Source organism: Oceanobacillus alkalisoli, assembly GCF_022213125.1.
Classification (GTDB): domain Bacteria; phylum Bacillota; class Bacilli; order Bacillales; family Amphibacillaceae; genus Oceanobacillus; species Oceanobacillus alkalisoli.
Window position 1 is genome coordinate 112,620 of sequence record NZ_JAKNRA010000002.1, and the last position, 18,880, is coordinate 131,499.

At 41.1% G+C, this 18,880-nt stretch carries 16 protein-coding genes; 4 read left to right on the forward strand and 12 right to left on the reverse strand.

Going from position 1 to position 18,880, the window contains the following annotated elements:
- Position 1 precedes the first annotated feature (1 nt).
- Positions 2 to 1,372 (forward strand): aldehyde dehydrogenase, encoded by a 1,371-nt coding sequence (locus L3V42_RS05170; RefSeq protein WP_238471492.1) that lies wholly within the window; start codon positions 2 to 4, stop codon positions 1,370 to 1,372.
- Positions 1,373 to 1,498: 126 nt separating this feature from the next.
- On the opposite strand, the gene L3V42_RS05175 is transcribed toward L3V42_RS05170, so the two are convergent.
- The 5 genes from L3V42_RS05175 to L3V42_RS05195 all read right to left on the reverse strand — a co-directional run bounded on the left by L3V42_RS05175 (position 1,499) and on the right by L3V42_RS05195 (position 8,048).
- Entirely contained in the window at positions 1,499 to 2,755 is a 1,257-nt protein-coding gene (locus L3V42_RS05175; protein WP_238471493.1) for a DNA polymerase IV, read from the reverse strand.
- A gap of 105 nt (positions 2,756 to 2,860) precedes the next feature.
- Positions 2,861 to 3,979, reverse strand: coding sequence for a M20/M25/M40 family metallo-hydrolase (locus L3V42_RS05180; RefSeq protein WP_438822737.1), 1,119 nt, complete (start codon positions 3,977 to 3,979; stop codon positions 2,861 to 2,863).
- 33 nt (positions 3,980 to 4,012) lie between these two features.
- Complete coding sequence (locus L3V42_RS05185; RefSeq protein ID WP_235760849.1) at positions 4,013 to 5,572, reverse strand: acyl-CoA carboxylase subunit beta; 1,560 nt, start codon at positions 5,570 to 5,572, stop codon at positions 4,013 to 4,015.
- Positions 5,572 to 6,393: a methylmalonyl-CoA epimerase gene (gene mce / locus L3V42_RS05190; protein WP_235760850.1), complete on the reverse strand. Its 822-nt coding sequence runs from the start codon at positions 6,391 to 6,393 to the stop codon at positions 5,572 to 5,574. The genes L3V42_RS05185 and mce overlap by 1 nt, the downstream gene beginning before the upstream one ends.
- 14 nt (positions 6,394 to 6,407) lie before the next feature.
- A complete protein-coding gene (locus tag L3V42_RS05195) occupies positions 6,408 to 8,048 on the reverse strand; it encodes an acyl-CoA mutase large subunit family protein (RefSeq protein WP_235760851.1) in 1,641 nt (546 codons plus the stop codon).
- Between the two features lie 87 nt (positions 8,049 to 8,135).
- Here L3V42_RS05195 and prli42 point away from each other — a divergent pair, with 87 nt between their 5' ends.
- Entirely contained in the window at positions 8,136 to 8,303 is a 168-nt protein-coding gene (prli42, locus tag L3V42_RS18265) for a stressosome-associated protein Prli42 (protein ID WP_255770215.1), read from the forward strand.
- Between the two features lie 133 nt (positions 8,304 to 8,436).
- Here the strand turns inward: prli42 and L3V42_RS05205 are convergent, their stop codons facing one another.
- The 7 genes from L3V42_RS05205 to L3V42_RS05235 all read right to left on the reverse strand — a co-directional run bounded on the left by L3V42_RS05205 (position 8,437) and on the right by L3V42_RS05235 (position 16,958).
- The gene (locus L3V42_RS05205) at positions 8,437 to 8,868 is read right to left on the reverse strand and encodes a BrxA/BrxB family bacilliredoxin (protein WP_235760852.1); all 432 of its coding nucleotides are present in this window, start codon (positions 8,866 to 8,868) and stop codon (positions 8,437 to 8,439) included.
- Between the two features lie 116 nt (positions 8,869 to 8,984).
- The gene (locus L3V42_RS05210; RefSeq protein ID WP_235760853.1) at positions 8,985 to 10,241 is read right to left on the reverse strand and encodes a dihydrolipoamide acetyltransferase family protein; all 1,257 of its coding nucleotides are present in this window, start codon (positions 10,239 to 10,241) and stop codon (positions 8,985 to 8,987) included.
- 18 nt (positions 10,242 to 10,259) lie between these two features.
- The gene (locus tag L3V42_RS05215) at positions 10,260 to 11,243 is read right to left on the reverse strand and encodes an alpha-ketoacid dehydrogenase subunit beta (RefSeq protein WP_238471494.1); all 984 of its coding nucleotides are present in this window, start codon (positions 11,241 to 11,243) and stop codon (positions 10,260 to 10,262) included.
- Positions 11,244 to 11,248: 5 nt separating this feature from the next.
- Positions 11,249 to 12,250, reverse strand: coding sequence for a thiamine pyrophosphate-dependent dehydrogenase E1 component subunit alpha (locus tag L3V42_RS05220; protein WP_235760855.1), 1,002 nt, complete (start codon positions 12,248 to 12,250; stop codon positions 11,249 to 11,251).
- Between the two features lie 29 nt (positions 12,251 to 12,279).
- Positions 12,280 to 13,701 (reverse strand): dihydrolipoyl dehydrogenase, encoded by a 1,422-nt coding sequence (gene lpdA / locus L3V42_RS05225; protein ID WP_235760856.1) that lies wholly within the window; start codon positions 13,699 to 13,701, stop codon positions 12,280 to 12,282.
- Between the two features lie 34 nt (positions 13,702 to 13,735).
- Positions 13,736 to 14,830 carry a Leu/Phe/Val dehydrogenase gene (locus tag L3V42_RS05230; protein WP_235760857.1) on the reverse strand — a complete coding sequence of 365 codons (1,095 nt, stop codon included), beginning with the start codon at positions 14,828 to 14,830 and terminating at the stop codon, positions 13,736 to 13,738.
- A gap of 91 nt (positions 14,831 to 14,921) precedes the next feature.
- Entirely contained in the window at positions 14,922 to 16,958 is a 2,037-nt protein-coding gene (locus L3V42_RS05235; protein ID WP_235760858.1) for a sigma 54-interacting transcriptional regulator, read from the reverse strand.
- 202 nt (positions 16,959 to 17,160) lie between these two features.
- On the opposite strand from L3V42_RS05235, the gene L3V42_RS05240 reads away from it, so the two are divergent.
- Together L3V42_RS05240 and L3V42_RS05245 are read left to right on the forward strand one after the other, a co-directional pair.
- A complete protein-coding gene (locus L3V42_RS05240) occupies positions 17,161 to 17,400 on the forward strand; it encodes a DUF2627 family protein (RefSeq protein ID WP_235760859.1) in 240 nt (79 codons plus the stop codon).
- A gap of 94 nt (positions 17,401 to 17,494) precedes the next feature.
- Positions 17,495 to 18,871: an aspartate kinase gene (locus L3V42_RS05245; protein WP_238471495.1), complete on the forward strand. Its 1,377-nt coding sequence runs from the start codon at positions 17,495 to 17,497 to the stop codon at positions 18,869 to 18,871.
- Positions 18,872 to 18,880: the final 9 nt, after the last annotated feature.

The following is an 18,880-nucleotide window of genomic DNA, read 5'->3' on the forward strand; positions in this document are numbered from 1 at the left end:
AATGAATTATATTCCAGAATTACTAGAAAATCAGCGAACCTTCTTCATTCACGGGAATACGCTTGAATTTGAATATCGCAAAGAAAGTTTATTAAAATTGAAAAGTATGCTTAAAGAAAATGAAACAGAGATCTATTATGCTTTAAAACAGGATCTCAACAAGTCAAAACATGAGGCCTTCGTAACAGAATTAGGCTTTTTATATTCCGAAATTGATTTTACATTAAAAAATTTAAAGGCATGGATGGCGCCAGAAAAGGTACCTTCCCCGCTTTCGCATAAAGGGTCAAAATCCTATATTATGAAAGAGCCTTACGGTGTTGTGCTCGTTATTTCACCTTGGAATTATCCGCTGCACCTTGCCCTTGCACCAGCAATAGCAGCGCTTGCGGCTGGAAACTGTGTGATGATTAAACCATCTGAACATGCAAAAGCAACTTCCCAATTGCTAAGTACGCTCATTCAGGATACGTTTGATCCTTCTTTAATTGTTGTCGTGGAAGGTGGAGTCGAAACGACACAGACCCTCCTCGGAGAACGATTTGATTATATCTTTTTCACAGGAAGTACAAGCGTTGGAAAAATTGTGATGAAAGCAGCAAGTGAACATTTAACACCGATAACACTTGAACTGGGTGGGAAGAGTCCAGCAATCATTGATTCTGATGCCAACGTAAATCTTGCTGCCAAACGAATTACGTGGGCAAAATTCACTAATGCAGGACAAACTTGTGTGGCTCCGGATTATCTGTATGTTCACGATGATGTCAAATTTAAATTTATGAAAGCTCTCGTCAAACAAATTAAATCGTTATTTGGAAAACATCCGTTATACAATGAGAATTACACGAAAATCATAAACGAGAAGCATTTCAACCGATTGATAAACTTTATTGATCAAGAAAAAGTGATTCATGGCGGGGGATATGAACCAGATACGCGTTTAATCGAGCCGACCGTGCTGGATAAAGTGACATGGGATGACCCGATTATGCAGGAAGAAATTTTCGGTCCTCTCCTACCTATCCTTACGTTTCGAAATATTGAAGATGCCTTATATAAAATCAAGCGCAAAGAAAAACCGCTTGCTCTTTATTATTTCGGTGAAAATGAAAAAATCCAGCAGCAAGTTATCGAGTTTATTTCCTTTGGAGGGGGTGCGATTAACGACGCTGTCTACCATTTAGGCAATCCATTCTTGCCCTTTGGCGGTGTGGGCCAAAGCGGGATGGGTGCCTATCACGGCCAATACGGCTTTGATACATTCACCCATCAAAAAGGTATTCTTAAACAAACAACGAAATTTGATTTTCCATTCCGTTACCAAGGAAGCAAGCTGAACACTTCAGTTGTAAAGAGAATCATGAAATGACCCGCTCATGACTGATGTCACAAATGTTCTTGGTTTATTTATAAACGTCCTTTCGAGCTCCGCAGCCCATGCGCTCATTCCCATGGGACTGCGGATTTCTGTGAGAGATACACAGAGTGCGTAACATTATTTTTTAAAGTCATCAAGGAAGTCTTTTTGAAAGCTTGTTGTGAATTTGTTAGAGTCGTTGTCTTGCTTGCTAGGTAATGTTTTAAATGTACCCACGCCAAATTTATCCGCTAATTCCTTTACCGTCTGCTCTAATTTCTCTTTTTTTACAGCTTCTTCATAGGTAAATAAATCAAGCTGCTCTCCAACGTTACGCTTATCTTCCAGATGCTGAGCGGTCACACCTAACAGCCGGATTGGTTCTTCGTTCCAGTGATGTTCAAATAACTCAGTCGCAATCGGTAATAATTCTGATTTTTCATCGATATATGTATCCAGCTTCCTGCTTCGCGTAACCGTCTTCCGGTCATGATAACGAATCATAATTTGCACACTTTTTCCAACGACTTCTTTTCGTTTCATGCGGCTAATCACCTTTTCAGAAAGCTTATCAAGCAATTGGTAAATCTCTTGATGGCTCGTCGTATCATAAGGTAAGGTTTGTGAATTGCCAATGCTCTTGAAATCAAATATCGCATCAGGGTCGACTTCCCTGTTGTCAATACCATTTGCCCGATTGATTAGTCGTTCGCCGTTAATTCCAAGCAATTGGCGTAACTCATAAACATCTGCTTCTGCCAGATCTTTAATCGTGTGAATCTTTATTGCTTTTAACTTTTCTGCTGTCTTTTCCCCCACACCATACATTTTATCAATGGGAAGCGGCCATAATGTTTTAGATAATTCCCGTTTGCGAATAATTGTTATACCAAGGGGTTTTTTGAGGTCTGAACCCATTTTAGCCAGAAATTTATTTGGGGCAATACCGATACTGCACGGTAAATCAAGTTCATTCAATATGCGATTTTGTAAGTTTTGTGCAATTTCTACCGGGGTACCTAGACTCTCTACATCTGTTACATCCAAATACCCCTCATCAATGGAGACCGGTTGAACAAGTGGCGTTATTTCAGACAACATCCGAAAGATTTCACTTGAAGCGGCCCGGTAACGTTGGAAATTTGGTTTCAAAATAATGAGCTCCGGGCAAAGCTTTTTCGCCTGCCAAACCGTCATCGTTGTCCGGACCCCTTTCGCCCTTGCTTCATAGCTGCTCGTTACAATAATCCCTTTTCTTTCTTCAGGATTTCCCGCGATAGCGACAGGCTTTCCTTTAAGATCTGGATTGAAGGCCATTTCAACGGAGGCATAAAAACTGTTCATGTCTATATGAAAAATGATTCTTCTTCTTGCTGTTCGCTGCAACGTAGACATGTTAACCACCCTTTACTGATTGGTTGTTACTCTTACTATAAGTATAGCATAGAAAAAGCATCCATTACGTCCTATTCACAGGGCAATGGATGCTTGATTGTATTGTTATTTTGCTGTCTCCATAACAATTGCTGTAATGAGTTCTGTAATCTTACGCAAATTATCTACAGAGATTCTTTCTTTTGTCGTATGGATTTCTTCATACCCTACTGCGAGATTCACCGTTGGAATCCCAAAACCGGCAATGATATTAGCATCACTGCCACCGCCGCTTTTCAGCAATTTACTTTCTCTACCAATTGCTTTTGCAGCCCTCCTAGCAACTTCCACCACTTGGTCCCCGCTTTCTTGTTTATAACCAGGGTACATCAGTTTTATTTCTACTTCCGCCTCACCACCAAGTTCGCTTGCTGCGTGTTCGAACGCTTCTTTCATTGCGGCTGTCTGTTTATCAAGCTTTTTCCGATCTAAAGAACGAGCTTCTGCAATGATATCTACATGATCCGCAACGATATTCGTTTGTTGTCCACCTTCAAAGCGGCCGATGTTTGCAGTTGTTTCTTCATCAATTCTACCAAGCGGCATTTTGGATATTGCTTTAGCTGCTATTGTAATCGCAGAGACACCTTTTTCTGGCTCGACCCCTGCGTGGGCGGTTTTGCCTTTTACAGTTGCGAAAATTTTTGCCTGATTCGGAGCTGCAACAATGATGTCACCAATCTCGCCATTACTATCAATTGCATAGCCGTATGACGCATGAATCAGGGAACTGTCCAATGCTTTTGCACCAACCAGACCGGACTCTTCCCCGACTGTAATGATAAATTGAATATCACCATGCTCGACTTGCTGCTCTTGTAATAAACGAATCATTTCTAAAATTGCTGCAAGGCCAGCTTTATCATCTGCGCCGAGAATGGTCGTGCCGTCTGATTTAATAAACCCGTCCTCGATTATGGGTTGAATATGATTACCTGGTACGACAGTATCCATATGGGATGTGAAGTAAATAGTATCTATATCCGATTTAGTCCCTTTCAGTGTACAAATTAAATTCCCTGCTCCGTGTCCTGTCTTTTCCTTTGCATTATCTTCCATCACTTCCACACCAAGATCAGTAAATTTCTTTTTAAGGACGGATGCAATTTCTGCTTCATGTCCTGTTTCGGAATCCACTTGAACGAGTTCAAGGAATTCCTCGACTAATCTTGTTTCATTTACTATATCCATCTTTTAGCCTCCAGGTCCTTTATTACATCATAAGGGGATGTTCCCGTGCTTTTTATGAGGGCGTTCCTCCTGTTTATCCCGCAGCATTTCCAAGGCTTGGATGAGCTTGATTCTCGTCTCTCTAGGATCGATGACGTCATCAACCATTCCTAAACCTGCTGCTACATAAGGATTCGCGAATTTCTCGCGGTAGTCTGCGATTTTCTCAGCGCGCAAGCTCTCAGGATTATCACTTTCTGCAATTTCCCTACCATAAATGATATTAACCGCTCCTTCAGGCCCCATGACAGCAATTTCAGCATTCGGCCATGCATAAACGAGATCCGCACCGATTGACTTACTATTTAAAGCAACATACGCACCGCCAAATGCTTTTCTTGTAATCACGGTAATTTTCGGAACGGTTGCTTCGGAATAAGCGTATAAAATCTTTGCCCCATGTCGTATAATACCACCATGTTCCTGTTTGACACCAGGGAAAAATCCAGTAACATCTTCAAATGTAATAATTGGTATATTAAAGCAGTCACAGAAACGAATAAATCGAGATGCCTTATCACTTGAATCGATATCTAGTCCACCGGCCATATACTTCGGCTGATTACAGACGAGACCAATCGCTTCCCCTTTTATCCGGGCAAAGCCAACAACAATATTCTTAGCAAAGTCTTGATGTATTTCAAAAAAACTGTCCGTATCAACAATATTCTCAATTATATTTTTCACATCATATGGCCGAACGGGATCAAATGGAACAAGATCAGTCAGAGCTGGACGAAATTCTTCTTCCATGCTTTTCGTTTCATAGGGGAGCGGCTTTAATTTTTCCTCAAAATTTGCCGGAATATAAGATAGTAGCTTTTTGACCGAATCGAGAGCTGCTTCTTCAGTTGAAGTCTTGATATGGGCATTTCCACTTTTCGTGTTATGAATGTATGCTCCCCCTAAATCTTCTGAGGATATCTTCTCTCCCGTGACAGTTTCAATCACTTTCGGCCCTGTAATAAACATTTGAGACGTCTTCTCCACCATAATAACAAAATCAGTGATTGCCGGTGAATAGACGGCACCACCAGCACTTGGCCCCATAATAACTGAAATCTGCGGAATGACACCAGAATAAATGGAATTACGGTAAAACACCTGTCCATAACCATCCAAAGAGGAAACACCTTCCTGGATTCGCGCACCACCTGAATCACTCAGTCCGATAAACGGCACTCTCGTCTTTGCTGCAAGATCCATAACAGCTGCAATTTTCTTCCCATGCATTTCTCCAAGTGCACCACCATACACCGTAAAATCTTGGGCAAATAAATAGACAGATCTCCCTTCTATTTTCCCGTATCCGGTTACCACACCTTCACCTTTGTTACTCGAATCACCGTTCATACTGAAGTCAGAGGTGCGGGTTTCGACAAAAGGATTCAGTTCAACAAATGTATCCTCATCCAAAAGGTAATCGATCCGTTCCCTTGCAGTCATTTTACCTTTTTCATGTTGCCTCTTGATCCGTTCGTCACCACCGCCTAGTTCGACTTCTCTCCGTTTATCATATAATTCATTAATCTTATCATATATATCCATCAGTCTTCACTTCCTTCTGGATGCTCACATAACTCAACTAAGACACCATGCGCCTCTTTCGGATGGATGAACGCGATTTGACTATTGTTTGCGCCTTGCTTCGATTCTTCATTGATAAGCCGAACACCTTTTTCTTTTAATTTGGAGAGTCTGCTTGTTAAATCTTCCACTTCAAAAGCGATATGATGGACACCTTCTCCCCGCTGCGCAAGAAAAGAGTTTATAGGAGATTGTTCATGTAACGGTTCGAGTAATTCAATTCGTGTTTCTCCAACTTTTAAGAATGCTATTTTAACACCTTCTGACTCTACCTCTTCAATTGCTTCTACCTCGAGACCTATCGCATTGGTATAAAAAGGTAATACTTCTTCGATTTTTTTAACCGCAATCCCGAGATGAGCAATCTGTTTCGGTGGGATTGGTGTTTCTTCCGGTCGTAGAAGCTGCTTTAAATAAATAGCCATTTCTTCCGTTGGTGAACCGCTAGTGAAAATACGTTTAATGCCCTTTTCAAGCAGAAACGGAATATCTTCATTCGGAATAACCCCTCCGCCAATCACTGGAATATCGCCTGCATTTCGTTTCTCAAGTTCCTCCAGTACTTTTGGAAATAGCGTATTATGGGCTCCGGATAAGGAGGATAAACCAACAACGTCAACATCTTCTTGAACTGCAGCTGTTGCAATTTGTACAGGTGATTGACGAAGACCGGTATAAATTACTTCCATTCCGTGGTCACGCATTGCTTGAGCAATAACTAAAGCTCCGCGATCATGCCCATCGAGTCCAGGCTTAGCTATTAGTATTCTAATTTTTCTCACGATACCTTCCCCCCTTAAAATCCTGTATACTCCCCAAACTCATCACGTAACACGCGGCAAATTTCTCCGACGGAAGCATATGCTTTTACAGCATCTAATATATACGGAATCAAATTTTCCTTCTGATTTTTTGCATTTGTACGCAATGCTTGCAGCTTGCGGTCCACTTCTTTTTGATTTCGTTCTCCGCGGATTTGCTGCAGATTATTTATTTGGGCTTGCTCAAGCTCCTCATCTACTTTCAACAGATCAGGATTAACCTCTTCTTCCACTTTAAATTGGTTAAGACCGACGATGATTTCTTCTTCACTCTCAATCCGCTTTTGAGTTTCATACGCGTTATGATGGATTTCCCGTTGCATATATCCTTCTTCAATCGCTTGTACGGCACCTCCGTACGCTTTAATCCGGTCTAAATAATCCATTACCTTTTCTTCGAGTTCATCTGTTAACGCTTCCACATAATAAGAACCGCCAAGCGGGTCTACCGTATCCGCAACGCCACTTTCATGGGCAATAATCTGTTGGGTCCGTAAAGCAATTCTTGCAGACTCCTCTGTCGGCAATGATAAAGCTTCATCACGTGAGTTTGTATGCAGGCTTTGTGTGCCGCCTAGGACTGCCGCAAGAGCTTGCATGGTTACACGGACAATATTATTATCCGGTTGCTGCGCGGTTAATGTTGAGCCGCCTGTTTGGGTATGAAATCGTAATTTCCAGCTCTTTGGATCCTTCGCATGATAATGTTCTTTCATTATTTTTGCCCAAATTCTTCTTGCTGCCCGGAATTTAGCAATCTCTTCAAAGAATTCATTATGGGCATTAAAGAAGAAAGCCAGGCGCGGTGCGAATGAATCCACATCAAGTCCAGACTCGATTGCGGCGTCAACATAAGCCATTCCATTCGCAATTGTGAATGCAGCTTCCTGGACGGCATTCGAACCGGCTTCCCGAATATGGTAACCGGAAATACTTATCGTATTGAATTTAGGCAAATTCTCCTGACAATAGGCGAATATATCTGTAATTAATCGCATCGATGGTTTTGGCGGGAAAATATATGTACCCCTTGCAATATATTCTTTTAAAATATCATTTTGAATCGTTCCAGTAAGCTTTTCTGAAGATACCCCTTGCTTCTCTCCTACTGCAATATACATGCATAAAAGAATAGCTGCAGGAGCGTTGATTGTCATCGAAGTACTTACTTGATCAAGTGGAATTTGATCCAACAGTTTTTCCATATCAGCTAATGTATCAATTGCTACTCCTACTTTACCGACTTCTCCTTCACTCATCGCATCGTCTGAGTCATAGCCAATTTGCGTCGGTAAGTCAAATGCAACGGAAAGTCCTGTTTGCCCTTGTTCTAACAAATAACGAAATCTTTTATTCGTTTCGATTGCTGAACCGAATCCCGCATATTGTCGCATCGTCCATAACCTGCTGCGATACATGGTCGGTTGAATCCCACGTAAATAAGGATATTGCCCCGGATACCCTAACGGATAGTTCGCTTCCTTTGATCCATACAAATAGTCAATCGGGATCTCAGATGATGTATGAAACGCTCTCTTACGCTCAGGAAAGCGCTTTAATGTTTTCTTAACATCTTCTTCCCATTTTGTTTTCTCGTGATTATACTTTTCCGGCATATAATTTTCCCCCATTCTCCAACAAATCCATGACAAATTCATTTTCCGAAATCTTTACACTTGTCCAATGAGCAATTTCACGTTAAAATGTTTAAGAGTAGTAATTGTGATAAGGAGGTCAGAGAATTGTCCAAACAATCTTATTCAAAAAGACAATCAAAACGTCAGCGCAGGACAAAAATTATTGTATACGTCATGATTATCCTCATGTTGTTGTCAACATTCACATACGGATTGGCCGCCTTCGCGTTTTAATGAATCCTAATACTAAATATTATGAACTTACAAAGACTGGTGAATCAGACCGGTCTTTTTTAATTTATTATGTTATGTAAGACTCTAGTAAAAAGGAGACTGACTAAATACCGTCAGTCTCTATTAAAATCGGTTAGACCTCTTCACAGTGCACATCATATAATGCTTGGAGTTTAATCATTACTTCCATAGGGCTATAGTTTTCGATATCGTGACGTTCCAGCATCGATACAATTTCTCCGTCCTTAAGTAACGCAAAAGATGGGGATGATGGCGGATACCCTTCAAAATATTCTCTTGCCCGCTCTGTAGCCTCCCGGTCCTGACCAGCAAATACGGTTACCAAGTGATCCGGTCGTCGATCATAATGAATGGAAGTGCCTGCAGCTGGACGAGCAATACCTCCTGCACATCCACATGTCGAGTTAACCATGACAAGTGTTGTTCCTTTTTGTTTGAGCGCTTCATCCACCTCTTCCGGTGTTCTGAGCTCTTGAAAACCAGCTTCAGTTATATCTTTACGAGCAGCGTCGACAATATCATTCATAAACAAGTTAAAATCCATCACAAACTCTCCTTTCCCAATTAAAATAAAATTAGTCTAAATACATATTTAGCTTATCAGGGAATATTAGTAATTTCAATTAAATAAATTCCTAAAAATCCCTTCCTAACGAACTCTTAGTAAATAGTAGTCGTATCTTCATTCGTATTCTCAAGAATTTCCTTTACTCTTCTCAAGAACTTGCCGCTGATCAACCCGTCTAGCACACGATGATCTAATGATAAGCAGAGATTAACCATATCTCTTGCTGCAAACATATCATGAATAATTACCGGACGTTTAACGATCGATTCCACTTGCAGGATTGCTGCTTGTGGATGATTGATGATTCCCATCGATTGTACCGATCCAAATGTGCCTGTATTATTCACTGTAAACGTGCCACCACTCATATCTTCAGCCGTTAATTGACCATTTCTTGCTTTCTGGGCTAACTCGGTGATTTCGCGGGCAATACCTTTGATCGACAGCTCGTCAGCATTTTTAATTACTGGAACAAATAACTCCTCATCACTCGCTACTGCAATGGAAATATTGATTGCTTTACGTTGGATAATTTTATCCCCGGCCCATGTACTGTTAAGCTGCGGGAATTCTTTTAAGCCCTGCGCTACAGCTTTAACAAAAAATGCAAAGAAAGTTAAATTATAGCCTTCTTGTTGTTTAAACTCATTCTTAACCGCATTACGGTAGTTAACAAGATCGGTTACATCTGTCTCCACCGTCATCCAGGCGTGTGGAATCTCTTGAGCCGATGTGACCATTTTTTGGGCAATCGCTTTCCTTACACCAGTCACCGGGATTTCAATGTCACCAGTCTTCGTTCGAACTGCAGGTTCAACTGAACGTTTCACTTTTTGCTGTATCTCCTGGAACTCTTTTGCCCCTGGCGTTGCTTCCCGTTGCGGAATGTTTCCGGAGGCGATTATTTTCTCAATATCTTTTCTCGTAATCCGTCCACCACGCCCAGAACCTTCCACTACATTTAAATCAATATTATTTTCCTGGGCTAATGATAAAACAGCCGGAGAAAATCTTTTCTTCATCGTTGCGTCCTTCTGTTCAGCAGAAATAGTTTCTGTTGTTTCATTTCCTGCTGATGTTTGCTCGTTCTCAGGAAGTGCGCCCCCGCCTTCTATTTCAATTTGACACATTACCTCACCAACCGCAATAGTATCTCCTTCATTTGCAGCAAGTTCTTTAATCACTCCTGAAAAAGAAGATGGTACTTCAGCGTTTACCTTATCTGTCATTACTTCTGCAATTGGATCATACTTCTCAACACTATCCCCGGGCTGAACAAGCCAGGTTGTAATTGTACCTTCTGTCACGCTTTCCCCGAGCTGAGGCATTGTAATTTTTTCCAAGGCCATTTTTCATCCTCCTAAAGCTTAAAATTCGGCTAAATCACGCATCGCTTTCTCGACTTTTTCCGGGTTGATCATAAAGTATTTTTCCATAGTGGGAGCATAAGGCATGGCTGGAACATCCGGTCCAGCAAGACGCTTAATTGGTGCATCCAGGTCGAACAGACAATTCTCAGCTATTATTGCTGCCACTTCCCCAATAATGCTTCCTTCTTTATTATCCTCTGTAACGAGCAACACTTTTCCGGTCTTTGTTGCCGCCTCAATAATTGCTTCCTGATCAAGCGGATAAACTGTTCGTAAATCGAGTATATGAGCTTCGATGCCTTCTTCAGCAAGTTTCTCTGCTGCTTGAAGGGCAAAGTGTACACCGAGCCCATACGTAATAACCGTGATGTCATCCCCTTCCCGCTTCACATCTGCTTTTCCAATCGGAAGAACATAGTCATCTTCGGGTACTTCCCCTTTGATGAGCCGATATGCGCGTTTATGTTCAAAAAATAACACAGGATCATTATCACGGATTGCTGCTTTAAGCAATCCTTTTACATCATAAGGGGTTGATGGCATGACAATTTTAAGTCCAGGCTGGTTCGCAAACATCGCTTCGACAGATTGAGAATGATATAAAGCACCATGTACACCACCGCCATATGGAGCTCGGATTGTAATTGGCGCCTGCCAGTCATTATTGGAACGATAACGGATTTTAGCTGCTTCCGAAATAATCTGGTTGAATGCCGGCAAGATGAAGTCTGCAAATTGCATTTCAGCTACCGGACGCAACCCATACATTGAAGCGCCGATTCCAACGCCGGCAATTGCTGATTCGGATAGTGGGGTATCCAGGACGCGCGTGGCGCCAAACTCATTGTAAAGCCCATCCGTCGCCCGGAATACACCACCTTTTTTACCAACATCTTCACCGAGTATAAATACTTTTTCATCACGTTGCATTTCTTCTCGTAATGCAGTAGTTACCGCTTGTATATAAGACATAACTGTCATTTCTCTTATCCCTCCTGTTCTTCGTAAACGTAGCGTAATGCATGTTCTGGCTCTGCATAAGGGGCTTGTTCTGCATATTCAGTTGCTTCGTTTACTATCTCCTGTACTTCACGTTTAATCTGTTCTTCTCTTTTCTCTGTAAGTACACCGGATTCCTTTAAGTAAGTAGAGAAAGTAAGGATACAGTCATCTTTTTTCGCTTCCTCCACTTCCTCTTTTTCTCGATATGTGCGATCATCATCATCACTCGAGTGAGCTGTAAGGCGATATGTCACTGCTTCAATAAGTGACGGGCCATCACCGTTAACCGCACGCTCCCGCGCTTCTTTAACAGCGGAATAAACTTCAATCGGATCATTACCATTAACGGTGACGCCATGCATGCCATAACTTTTAGCACGGATTGACACGTTCTCACTCGCAACCTGACGTTCGAATGGGACAGATATGGCGTACTTATTGTTTTCAACCATCGTGATAACAGGGAGTTTGTGTACACCAGCGAAATTCAAACCTTCGTGGAAATCCCCTTGGTTTGTTGAACCTTCACCAAGTGTAACAAAAGAAACAAAATCTTCATGCTCCATTTTACCAGCCAAAGCAACACCTACTGCATGTGGCAGCTGTGTTGTAACGGGAGAAGAGCCAGTTAATATCCGGTTTTTCCTTTGGCCAAAGTGTCCTGGCATTTGTCTGCCGCCTGAATTTGGATCTTCCGCTTTCGCAAAGGCGGAAAGCATTAAATCTTTTGCTGTCATACCGAACGCCAAAACGACACCTAAGTCGCGATAATATGGCGCACTCCAATCCCGCTCCCGATCTAGAGCAAAAGAAGCTCCAATCTGTGCTGCTTCCTGACCTTGACAAGATATAACGAAGGGAATCTTACCTGAACGGTTCAGCAGCCACATCCGTTCATCAATTTTCCTTGCAAGCAGCATCGTTTTATACATATCAAGTACCTGTTCATCTGTTAAACCTGCTTGTTGATGACGATTTGAACTCATCTTTTAATCACTCCTTTGTTCTTCTATCCTTAGCCGTGGATCTGATTACCATCGACAGCAAGTGCTGCTTCGCCAATTGCTTCTGAGAGCGTAGGATGCGGGTGTACACCAGTTGCAATTTCCCATGGTGTTGCATCAAGAACTTTTGCAAGTCCTGCTTCTGAAATCATATCTGTGACATGTGGACCGATCATGTGAACGCCCAATAAATCATCCGAATCGACGTCCGCGATTATTTTTACAAAACCCGCAGATTCACCATAGACTAATGCTTTACCGACTGCTTGGAACGGGAACTTACCGATTTTCACATTGTAGCCCTTATCCTTCGCTTCCTTCTCCGTCAAACCGACATGAGCCGCTTCTGGACTGGAATAGATGCAGCTTGGAATCGTTTCATAATCAAGTGGCAACGGATTTTCATTCGCCAGATGCTCAACCGCCCTTATTCCTTCATAAGAAGCGACATGGGCAAGCTGCATGCCACCGATAACGTCGCCTATCGCATAAATATGAGATTCTTTCGTTTGCATGAATGAGTTTGTTTTAATGAAACCATTTTCCACCTGAATATCCGTATTTTCAAGTCCAATGTTTGTTACATTAGCCGTTCTTCCGACTGATACGAGAATTTTTTCCGCTTGATATGTTGTTGCTATACCTTTCACTTCAGCTTGGATGGAAACTTCGTCTGCAATTTCCAATGTATCACGAAGGACATTCGCTTCTTTTACAAAGGTAATGCCTTTCTTCTGAAGCAGGCGTTCCATCTCTTTAGCAATTGCCTCGTCTTCCGTCGGTAAAATTTGTTTTGCATATTCAATGACCGTTACTTCCACTCCGAAGTCATTCAGCATGGATGCCCATTCAATTCCAATTACCCCACCGCCAATGATGAGTACAGAGCTTGGAAGTTCATCCAGCTGCAAGACATCGTCTGAAGATAAGACTTGCTTCCCGTCAAATGCTAATCCATCCAACGAACGCGGATGTGATCCAGTTGCGATGATGACGTTTTTAGGAGTTAAGATTGTATTTTCATCTCCATTGGCGTATTCGACCGATATCGTGCCAGGCATCGGAGAAAAGATGCTTGGTCCAAGAATTCTTCCAAATCCTTGATAAACATCAATTTCACCTTTTTTCATCAGTCCCTGTACACCTTGATGCAAGCGCTCAACAATCGTATTTTTTCTTGCCTGTACGTTTGTAAAGTTAATTGTTGTATCCTTCGTTTCTATGCCGTACTCACTGGCTTCTTTTGTCTGACGATATACTTCAGCACTGCGCAATAAAGCTTTAGAAGGGATACAGCCCTGGTGGAGACAAGTTCCTCCGAGCTTCTTATTTTCAACGACTGCTGTCTTTAATCCAAGCTGGGAAGCCCGAATGGCTGCGACATATCCACCCGTACCTCCGCCTAATATGACTAAATCGTAATCCTCTGCCATCGTCCATTACTCCTTTCCGGTCTCCATTCCAATCTTAACGATTTAAAATTGATCGCTCATTCGTTAAGAATTGGCTGCGTGATTCCCGTTTCGCTTTAATTCGTTCCTCAGCCATTCTGTCAGCTGCAACGTAAGTCGGGATATTATCTCTTCTGGAAATTTCAAAGACACGTTCCAGGTTGGAATAGATAACCTCAACTTTCTTTAATGCCCTTCCCTTATTATAACCGGCAAGCTCATCCGCAACATTAATAACTCCACCTGCGTTAATAACATAATCCGGTGCATAAACAATTCCCATTTCATGGATGATGTCACCATGTTTTTCTTCTGCAAGCTGGTTATTTGCTGAGCCGGCAATCATTTTCGCTTTAAATTGAGGAATCGTTTCATCATTAATAACCCCACCTAATGCACAAGGAGTGAATATATCGCATTCAACACTATAAATTTCATCCGGTCCAACAGCTGTTGCTCCGAACGCTTCTACAGCTCTTTGAACCGCTGCTTCATTAATATCCGTCACGATTAATTCAGCACCTTCATCATGGAGATATTCACAAAGCGAATAAGCGACATTACCAACTCCTTGAACGGCAATTGTTTTACCTTCTAAGGAATCAGAACCGAATGTTTCTTTCGCTGTTGCTTTTATTCCTTTATAAATTCCATAAGCAGTTATTGGCGACGGGTTGCCGGCTGCGTCAGGCGAAGTCGGTGAGGTTCCCGTTACGAACTCGGTTTCCAGATGAATAAGATCCATATCTTCTGTTGTTGTGCCTACATCCTCAGCAGTAATATAGCGTCCGTTCAACCCTTGAATGAAACGTCCGAAAGCACGGAATAATTCTGGATTTTTGTCCTTTTTCGGGTCTCCGATAATAACCGTCTTCCCACCACCTAAATCGAGTCCGGCTGCAGCATTTTTGTATGTCATCCCTTTGGCAAGGCGAAGCGCATCCTCAATCGCTGCCTCTTCTGAATCATACGTCCACATTCTCGTTCCTCCAAGCGCAGGTCCCAGCGTTGTATCATGAATCGCGATAATTGCCTTTAGTCCTGATGCCTTATCTTGGCAAAACACTAATTGTTCATACTCATATTTTTCCATTGATTTAAATAATTCCATTTCCCATTCCTCCCAAATTTCATAAAAAGATTATTATTCATACGAAGATCGATTGAATGTAAGCGCTTTAATAACCATTTAGCCCTAAGTATCATTCAAGCTGGTATTTCTCAATTTTATAATATAAGTTTCGAATTGAAATATTTAATGCTTGAGCAGTTTTCGTTTTATTAAATCCATTATTTTTATATACTTTATAGATATAATCTTTCTCAAAACCATCTACAGCGTCTGTTAAAGAGTCCCACTCCGGGAACATGAGATTGGATTGCTTTAGCGTGGAAGATGATTGCAGTAATTTCGGTAAGTATTCTTTTTTAATTACTTCTTCCTGATTATCCATATAAATCATCGCGCGACCAATCATATTCTCCAACTCCCTTACGTTCCCCGGCCACTGGTATTGCTCGAGCACTTCAATTGCTTCTTCACTAATATGCTTGACATCTCTGCGGTAATCTTCATTAAGTTTCAAAATGAGATGCTCTGCCAGTTCGCGAATGTCAGATACACGTTCACTTAAAGATGGAATAAAAATAGGTAAACGATTTAAACGGTAGTAAAGATCCTCTCTGAATGTCCGATTACTGATTGCTTTTTCCAAATTTGTATTCGTTGCAGTAATGATCCGGACGTCAATTGGAAGCGCTTGTTTTCCACCAACACGAATAATCTCCTTCTCCTCTAAAACCCGGAGAAGTTTAGACTGCATATCTAAAGATAACTCACCAATTTCATCAAGAAAGACACTTCCTTCATCCGCTGCTTCGAAGGCACCTACTTTACTTTTGGGCGATTCACGTGATTCATAACCGAATAATTCCATTTCAAGCAATGATTCATTCATTGTGGCACAATTAACACGGATGAATTTATTTTGTTTGCGGTCACTTTCATTATGAATCGCATGGGCAAACAACTCTTTCCCCGTACCAGAATCACCTCTTAGCAAAACTGTTGCTGGCGTCTTCGCTCCAACTTTCGCTTGTTCAAGTGCCAGTTGCATTTCAGGTGATGAACCGATAATATCATCAAACGTATATTTTGCTTCCAGACTGCGTATAATTCGCCTCGCATGTTCCAGTTCATTTGTCAGTGCTTGAATTTCCGAGACATCATGCAGGACGCCGACACTTCCTTGAATTTTACCTTTGGCAATGACCGGTGCAACATTTACAATGACTTCACTTTTTTTCTGGCCAACTTTCATCCGGACCCCACGATAGGCATTACCAGTTTGCAGCACTTTCATGTGCATGCTTTCCCCTTCATGGATGTCTACTGTCGCTGGTTTTCCAATCACATCATCTTCTGTTAGTCCAGTTATTCTTGTATAGGCAGGATTAATCATGATGCCATTACCATGTTCATCAACAACACTTATTGCAGCGTCTGAAGATTTAATGATCGCTTCTAACATATTTTTCAGCTCGATTAAATCGGTGTTCTCTTCTGCTAACTTAACAACTTCGGTAATGTCTTTGAATACAGTAAACGCTCCAATTAAATCACCGTTTTCACTAATTAAAGGTATCCGTGTGGAAATAATCTGTTTTCCATTTTCTAATGGAAACTTCTGATTAATTTCTTTTTCTTTTGTTTGAAGTATATTTGGTAGACGTGAATTTTTTATAATGTGTCTTATATGCTTGCCGATAAATGCATCTTTCGGATGCCCGACAATCTCTGCCGCTTTCTCATTCACAAATTGAATGTTCTCTTCCTTGTCGATAACAATCATTCCGTCACGAATATGGTTAAGAATCAATTCCTGATCATCGCTTTGCTGCTTAATTTGCTCAAGCAGTACATCTTTTTCATCTACAAGTTCAGAAATAATGTAGGCCACGGAGCCTGGAACAACAACTGTCTGTTCTCTTCTCGAACGGATCAGTTCTTCAAGGACAGTCTGATCGCCTGTAGCTTCAATAATGATATCGATCGATTTATCGACCCAGGCTCTCCAATCACTTCCGGTTTGTATTTGTAACTTATTAGCTAATGCAAGACCGGGTGCATCATCATTGTGATCAATTACTGCCACAATTTTCATAGTGGTTGTGGAGTGAATGATATGAATCAATGCCGTCCCACCTTTTCCGGCACCAACAATAAGTACTTTTTTCATCAATTCACCACCTTTGCATTATCTTGCATACTTATATCATACGTTATCGTGAATGAATTGGCAATGATTAGTTGATTATGATAACTACTGCATTATTGTGTATAAAACATTTCCCTTTGAATGATTTTGTTCTATTTCTATGCATATTTTTGCTATACTCTATAGATAGAACAACTTTAGAGATTTTTAAAGGGGAATGAACATGAGAAATATAGCAATTGGCATCCTATTAATCCCTGGCATCATTGCTGCCATTGGAATTAAATTAATGCGGGATACATTATTCAACGATTTTTATACCATTTTCATTTATTCATGGATTCAATTTGTTGTCGGATTAGCCTTATTCCTTGCTGGAATCGCTTTTCTTGGAGGTTTTATCGTTTTTCGCGATCGAAAAAACAAAGCAAAAGAGAAGAATTCCTCTGTTAAGGGTGAATAAACAAAATTTATTAACTTTTTATCGTAATTATATATGAATTTATGATATGATAAGTAGAAAATTATCTTTATGTAACAAATGAGGAGGAAACCAGATGAAGGTCGCAAAATTTGGCGGCAGTTCAATGGCGAGTGCAAGCCAATTAATGAAAGTTGGAGATATTATAAAGAGTGACGCAAGCCGTAAATTTATCGTTGTGTCAGCTCCGGGAAAACGATTTAAGGAAGACACAAAGATGACCGACTTGCTGATCGACCTTGGGACTGCTTATTTAAAGCAAACTGATTTTGACGAACAGTTCGAGGCCATTATGCAGCGTTTTACAGAGATAGTTACAGAATTAGAACTTCCAAGTACGTTATTGGATGAATTTACAGAATCATTAAAACAAGTACAGGAACTATCTGATAATGAGGCAAGTTTAATGGATGCCGTAAAAGCAATCGGTGAAGATAGTTCAGCGAAATTGCTGAGTGCTTATTTAAATAAAATCGGTATCTATTCGGCATACGTCAATCCGCAGGAAGCCGGCCTTATTCTTAGTGATGAGCCAGGTAACGCACAAATTCTTCCGGATAGTTTTGATAAGATTTGCATGCTAAGAGAACGGGATGGAGTACTTGTCATCCCCGGTTTCTTCGGATATACAGAGGAAGGTAAACTCGTTACATTTTCTAGGGGCGGATCAGACATTACCGGTTCATTAATCGCTGCTGGTGTCGAAGCTGAGATTTATGAGAATTTCACAGATGTTGATTCTGTATTTACAGTAAATCCTGCTTTTGTACCTAATCCGAAAACAATTACAAAACTTACGTATAAAGAAATGCGGGAATTATCTTATGCTGGTTTCTCTGTTTTTCATGATGAAGCGTTAATCCCTGCTTACCATGCCAAAATTCCGGTCGCAATTAAAAACACGAATAACCCTTCAGCTAAAGGGACATTGATCGTCGCAGAACGGGAATTAAATGGACGAGTTGTAACAGGTATCGCAAGTGATACTGGCTTCTGCAGTCTTTATGTCAGCAAATATCTAATGAACAGAGAAATTGGATTTGGGCGTAAGCTATTAAATATCTTTGAAGATGAAGGTGTGTCATTTGAACATGCTCCTTCCGGAATTGACAACATGTCTGTTATTTTCCGGGAAAGTAATTTACCGCGCCATAAAGAAAGAGTTATTTTAGAACGGATTAAAAATGAACTGCATCCAGATACGGTCAGTATTACAAGAGGAATAGCAATTATTATGGTCGTTGGTGAAGGGCTTGTAAATTCGATTGGTGTTGCTAATAAGGCAACTGAAGCATTTACAAGGGCAAATGTAAATATTGATATGATCAACCAAGGTTCTTCCGAGGTATCCATGATGTTTGGTATTCAAGCCGACGATTTAGAACGGGCAATCCGCTCCCTTTATGAACTGTATTTTGTAGAGGAAGATTCGTTAGTAAAAAGTGGTTCCTAGAGAAATGCA

Coding starts and splice junctions, on each gene's coding strand:
- L3V42_RS05170 (WP_238471492.1), top strand. CDS start 2: ATGAATTATATTCCAGAATTACTAGAAAATCAGCGAACCTTCTTCATT.
- L3V42_RS05175 (WP_238471493.1), bottom strand. CDS start 2,755: ATGTCTACGTTGCAGCGAACAGCAAGAAGAAGAATCATTTTTCATATA.
- L3V42_RS05185 (WP_235760849.1), bottom strand. CDS start 5,572: ATGGATATATATGATAAGATTAATGAATTATATGATAAACGGAGAGAA.
- L3V42_RS05195 (WP_235760851.1), bottom strand. CDS start 8,048: ATGCCGGAAAAGTATAATCACGAGAAAACAAAATGGGAAGAAGATGTT.
- prli42 (WP_255770215.1), top strand. CDS start 8,136: ATGTTTAAGAGTAGTAATTGTGATAAGGAGGTCAGAGAATTGTCCAAA.
- L3V42_RS05205 (WP_235760852.1), bottom strand. CDS start 8,868: ATGGATTTTAACTTGTTTATGAATGATATTGTCGACGCTGCTCGTAAA.
- L3V42_RS05210 (WP_235760853.1), bottom strand. CDS start 10,241: ATGGCCTTGGAAAAAATTACAATGCCTCAGCTCGGGGAAAGCGTGACA.
- L3V42_RS05215 (WP_238471494.1), bottom strand. CDS start 11,243: ATGACAGTTATGTCTTATATACAAGCGGTAACTACTGCATTACGAGAA.
- L3V42_RS05220 (WP_235760855.1), bottom strand. CDS start 12,250: ATGAGTTCAAATCGTCATCAACAAGCAGGTTTAACAGATGAACAGGTA.
- lpdA (WP_235760856.1), bottom strand. CDS start 13,701: ATGGCAGAGGATTACGATTTAGTCATATTAGGCGGAGGTACGGGTGGA.
- L3V42_RS05230 (WP_235760857.1), bottom strand. CDS start 14,830: ATGGAATTATTTAAATCAATGGAAAAATATGAGTATGAACAATTAGTG.
- L3V42_RS05235 (WP_235760858.1), bottom strand. CDS start 16,958: ATGAAAAAAGTACTTATTGTTGGTGCCGGAAAAGGTGGGACGGCATTG.
- L3V42_RS05240 (WP_235760859.1), top strand. CDS start 17,161: ATGAGAAATATAGCAATTGGCATCCTATTAATCCCTGGCATCATTGCT.
- L3V42_RS05245 (WP_238471495.1), top strand. CDS start 17,495: ATGAAGGTCGCAAAATTTGGCGGCAGTTCAATGGCGAGTGCAAGCCAA.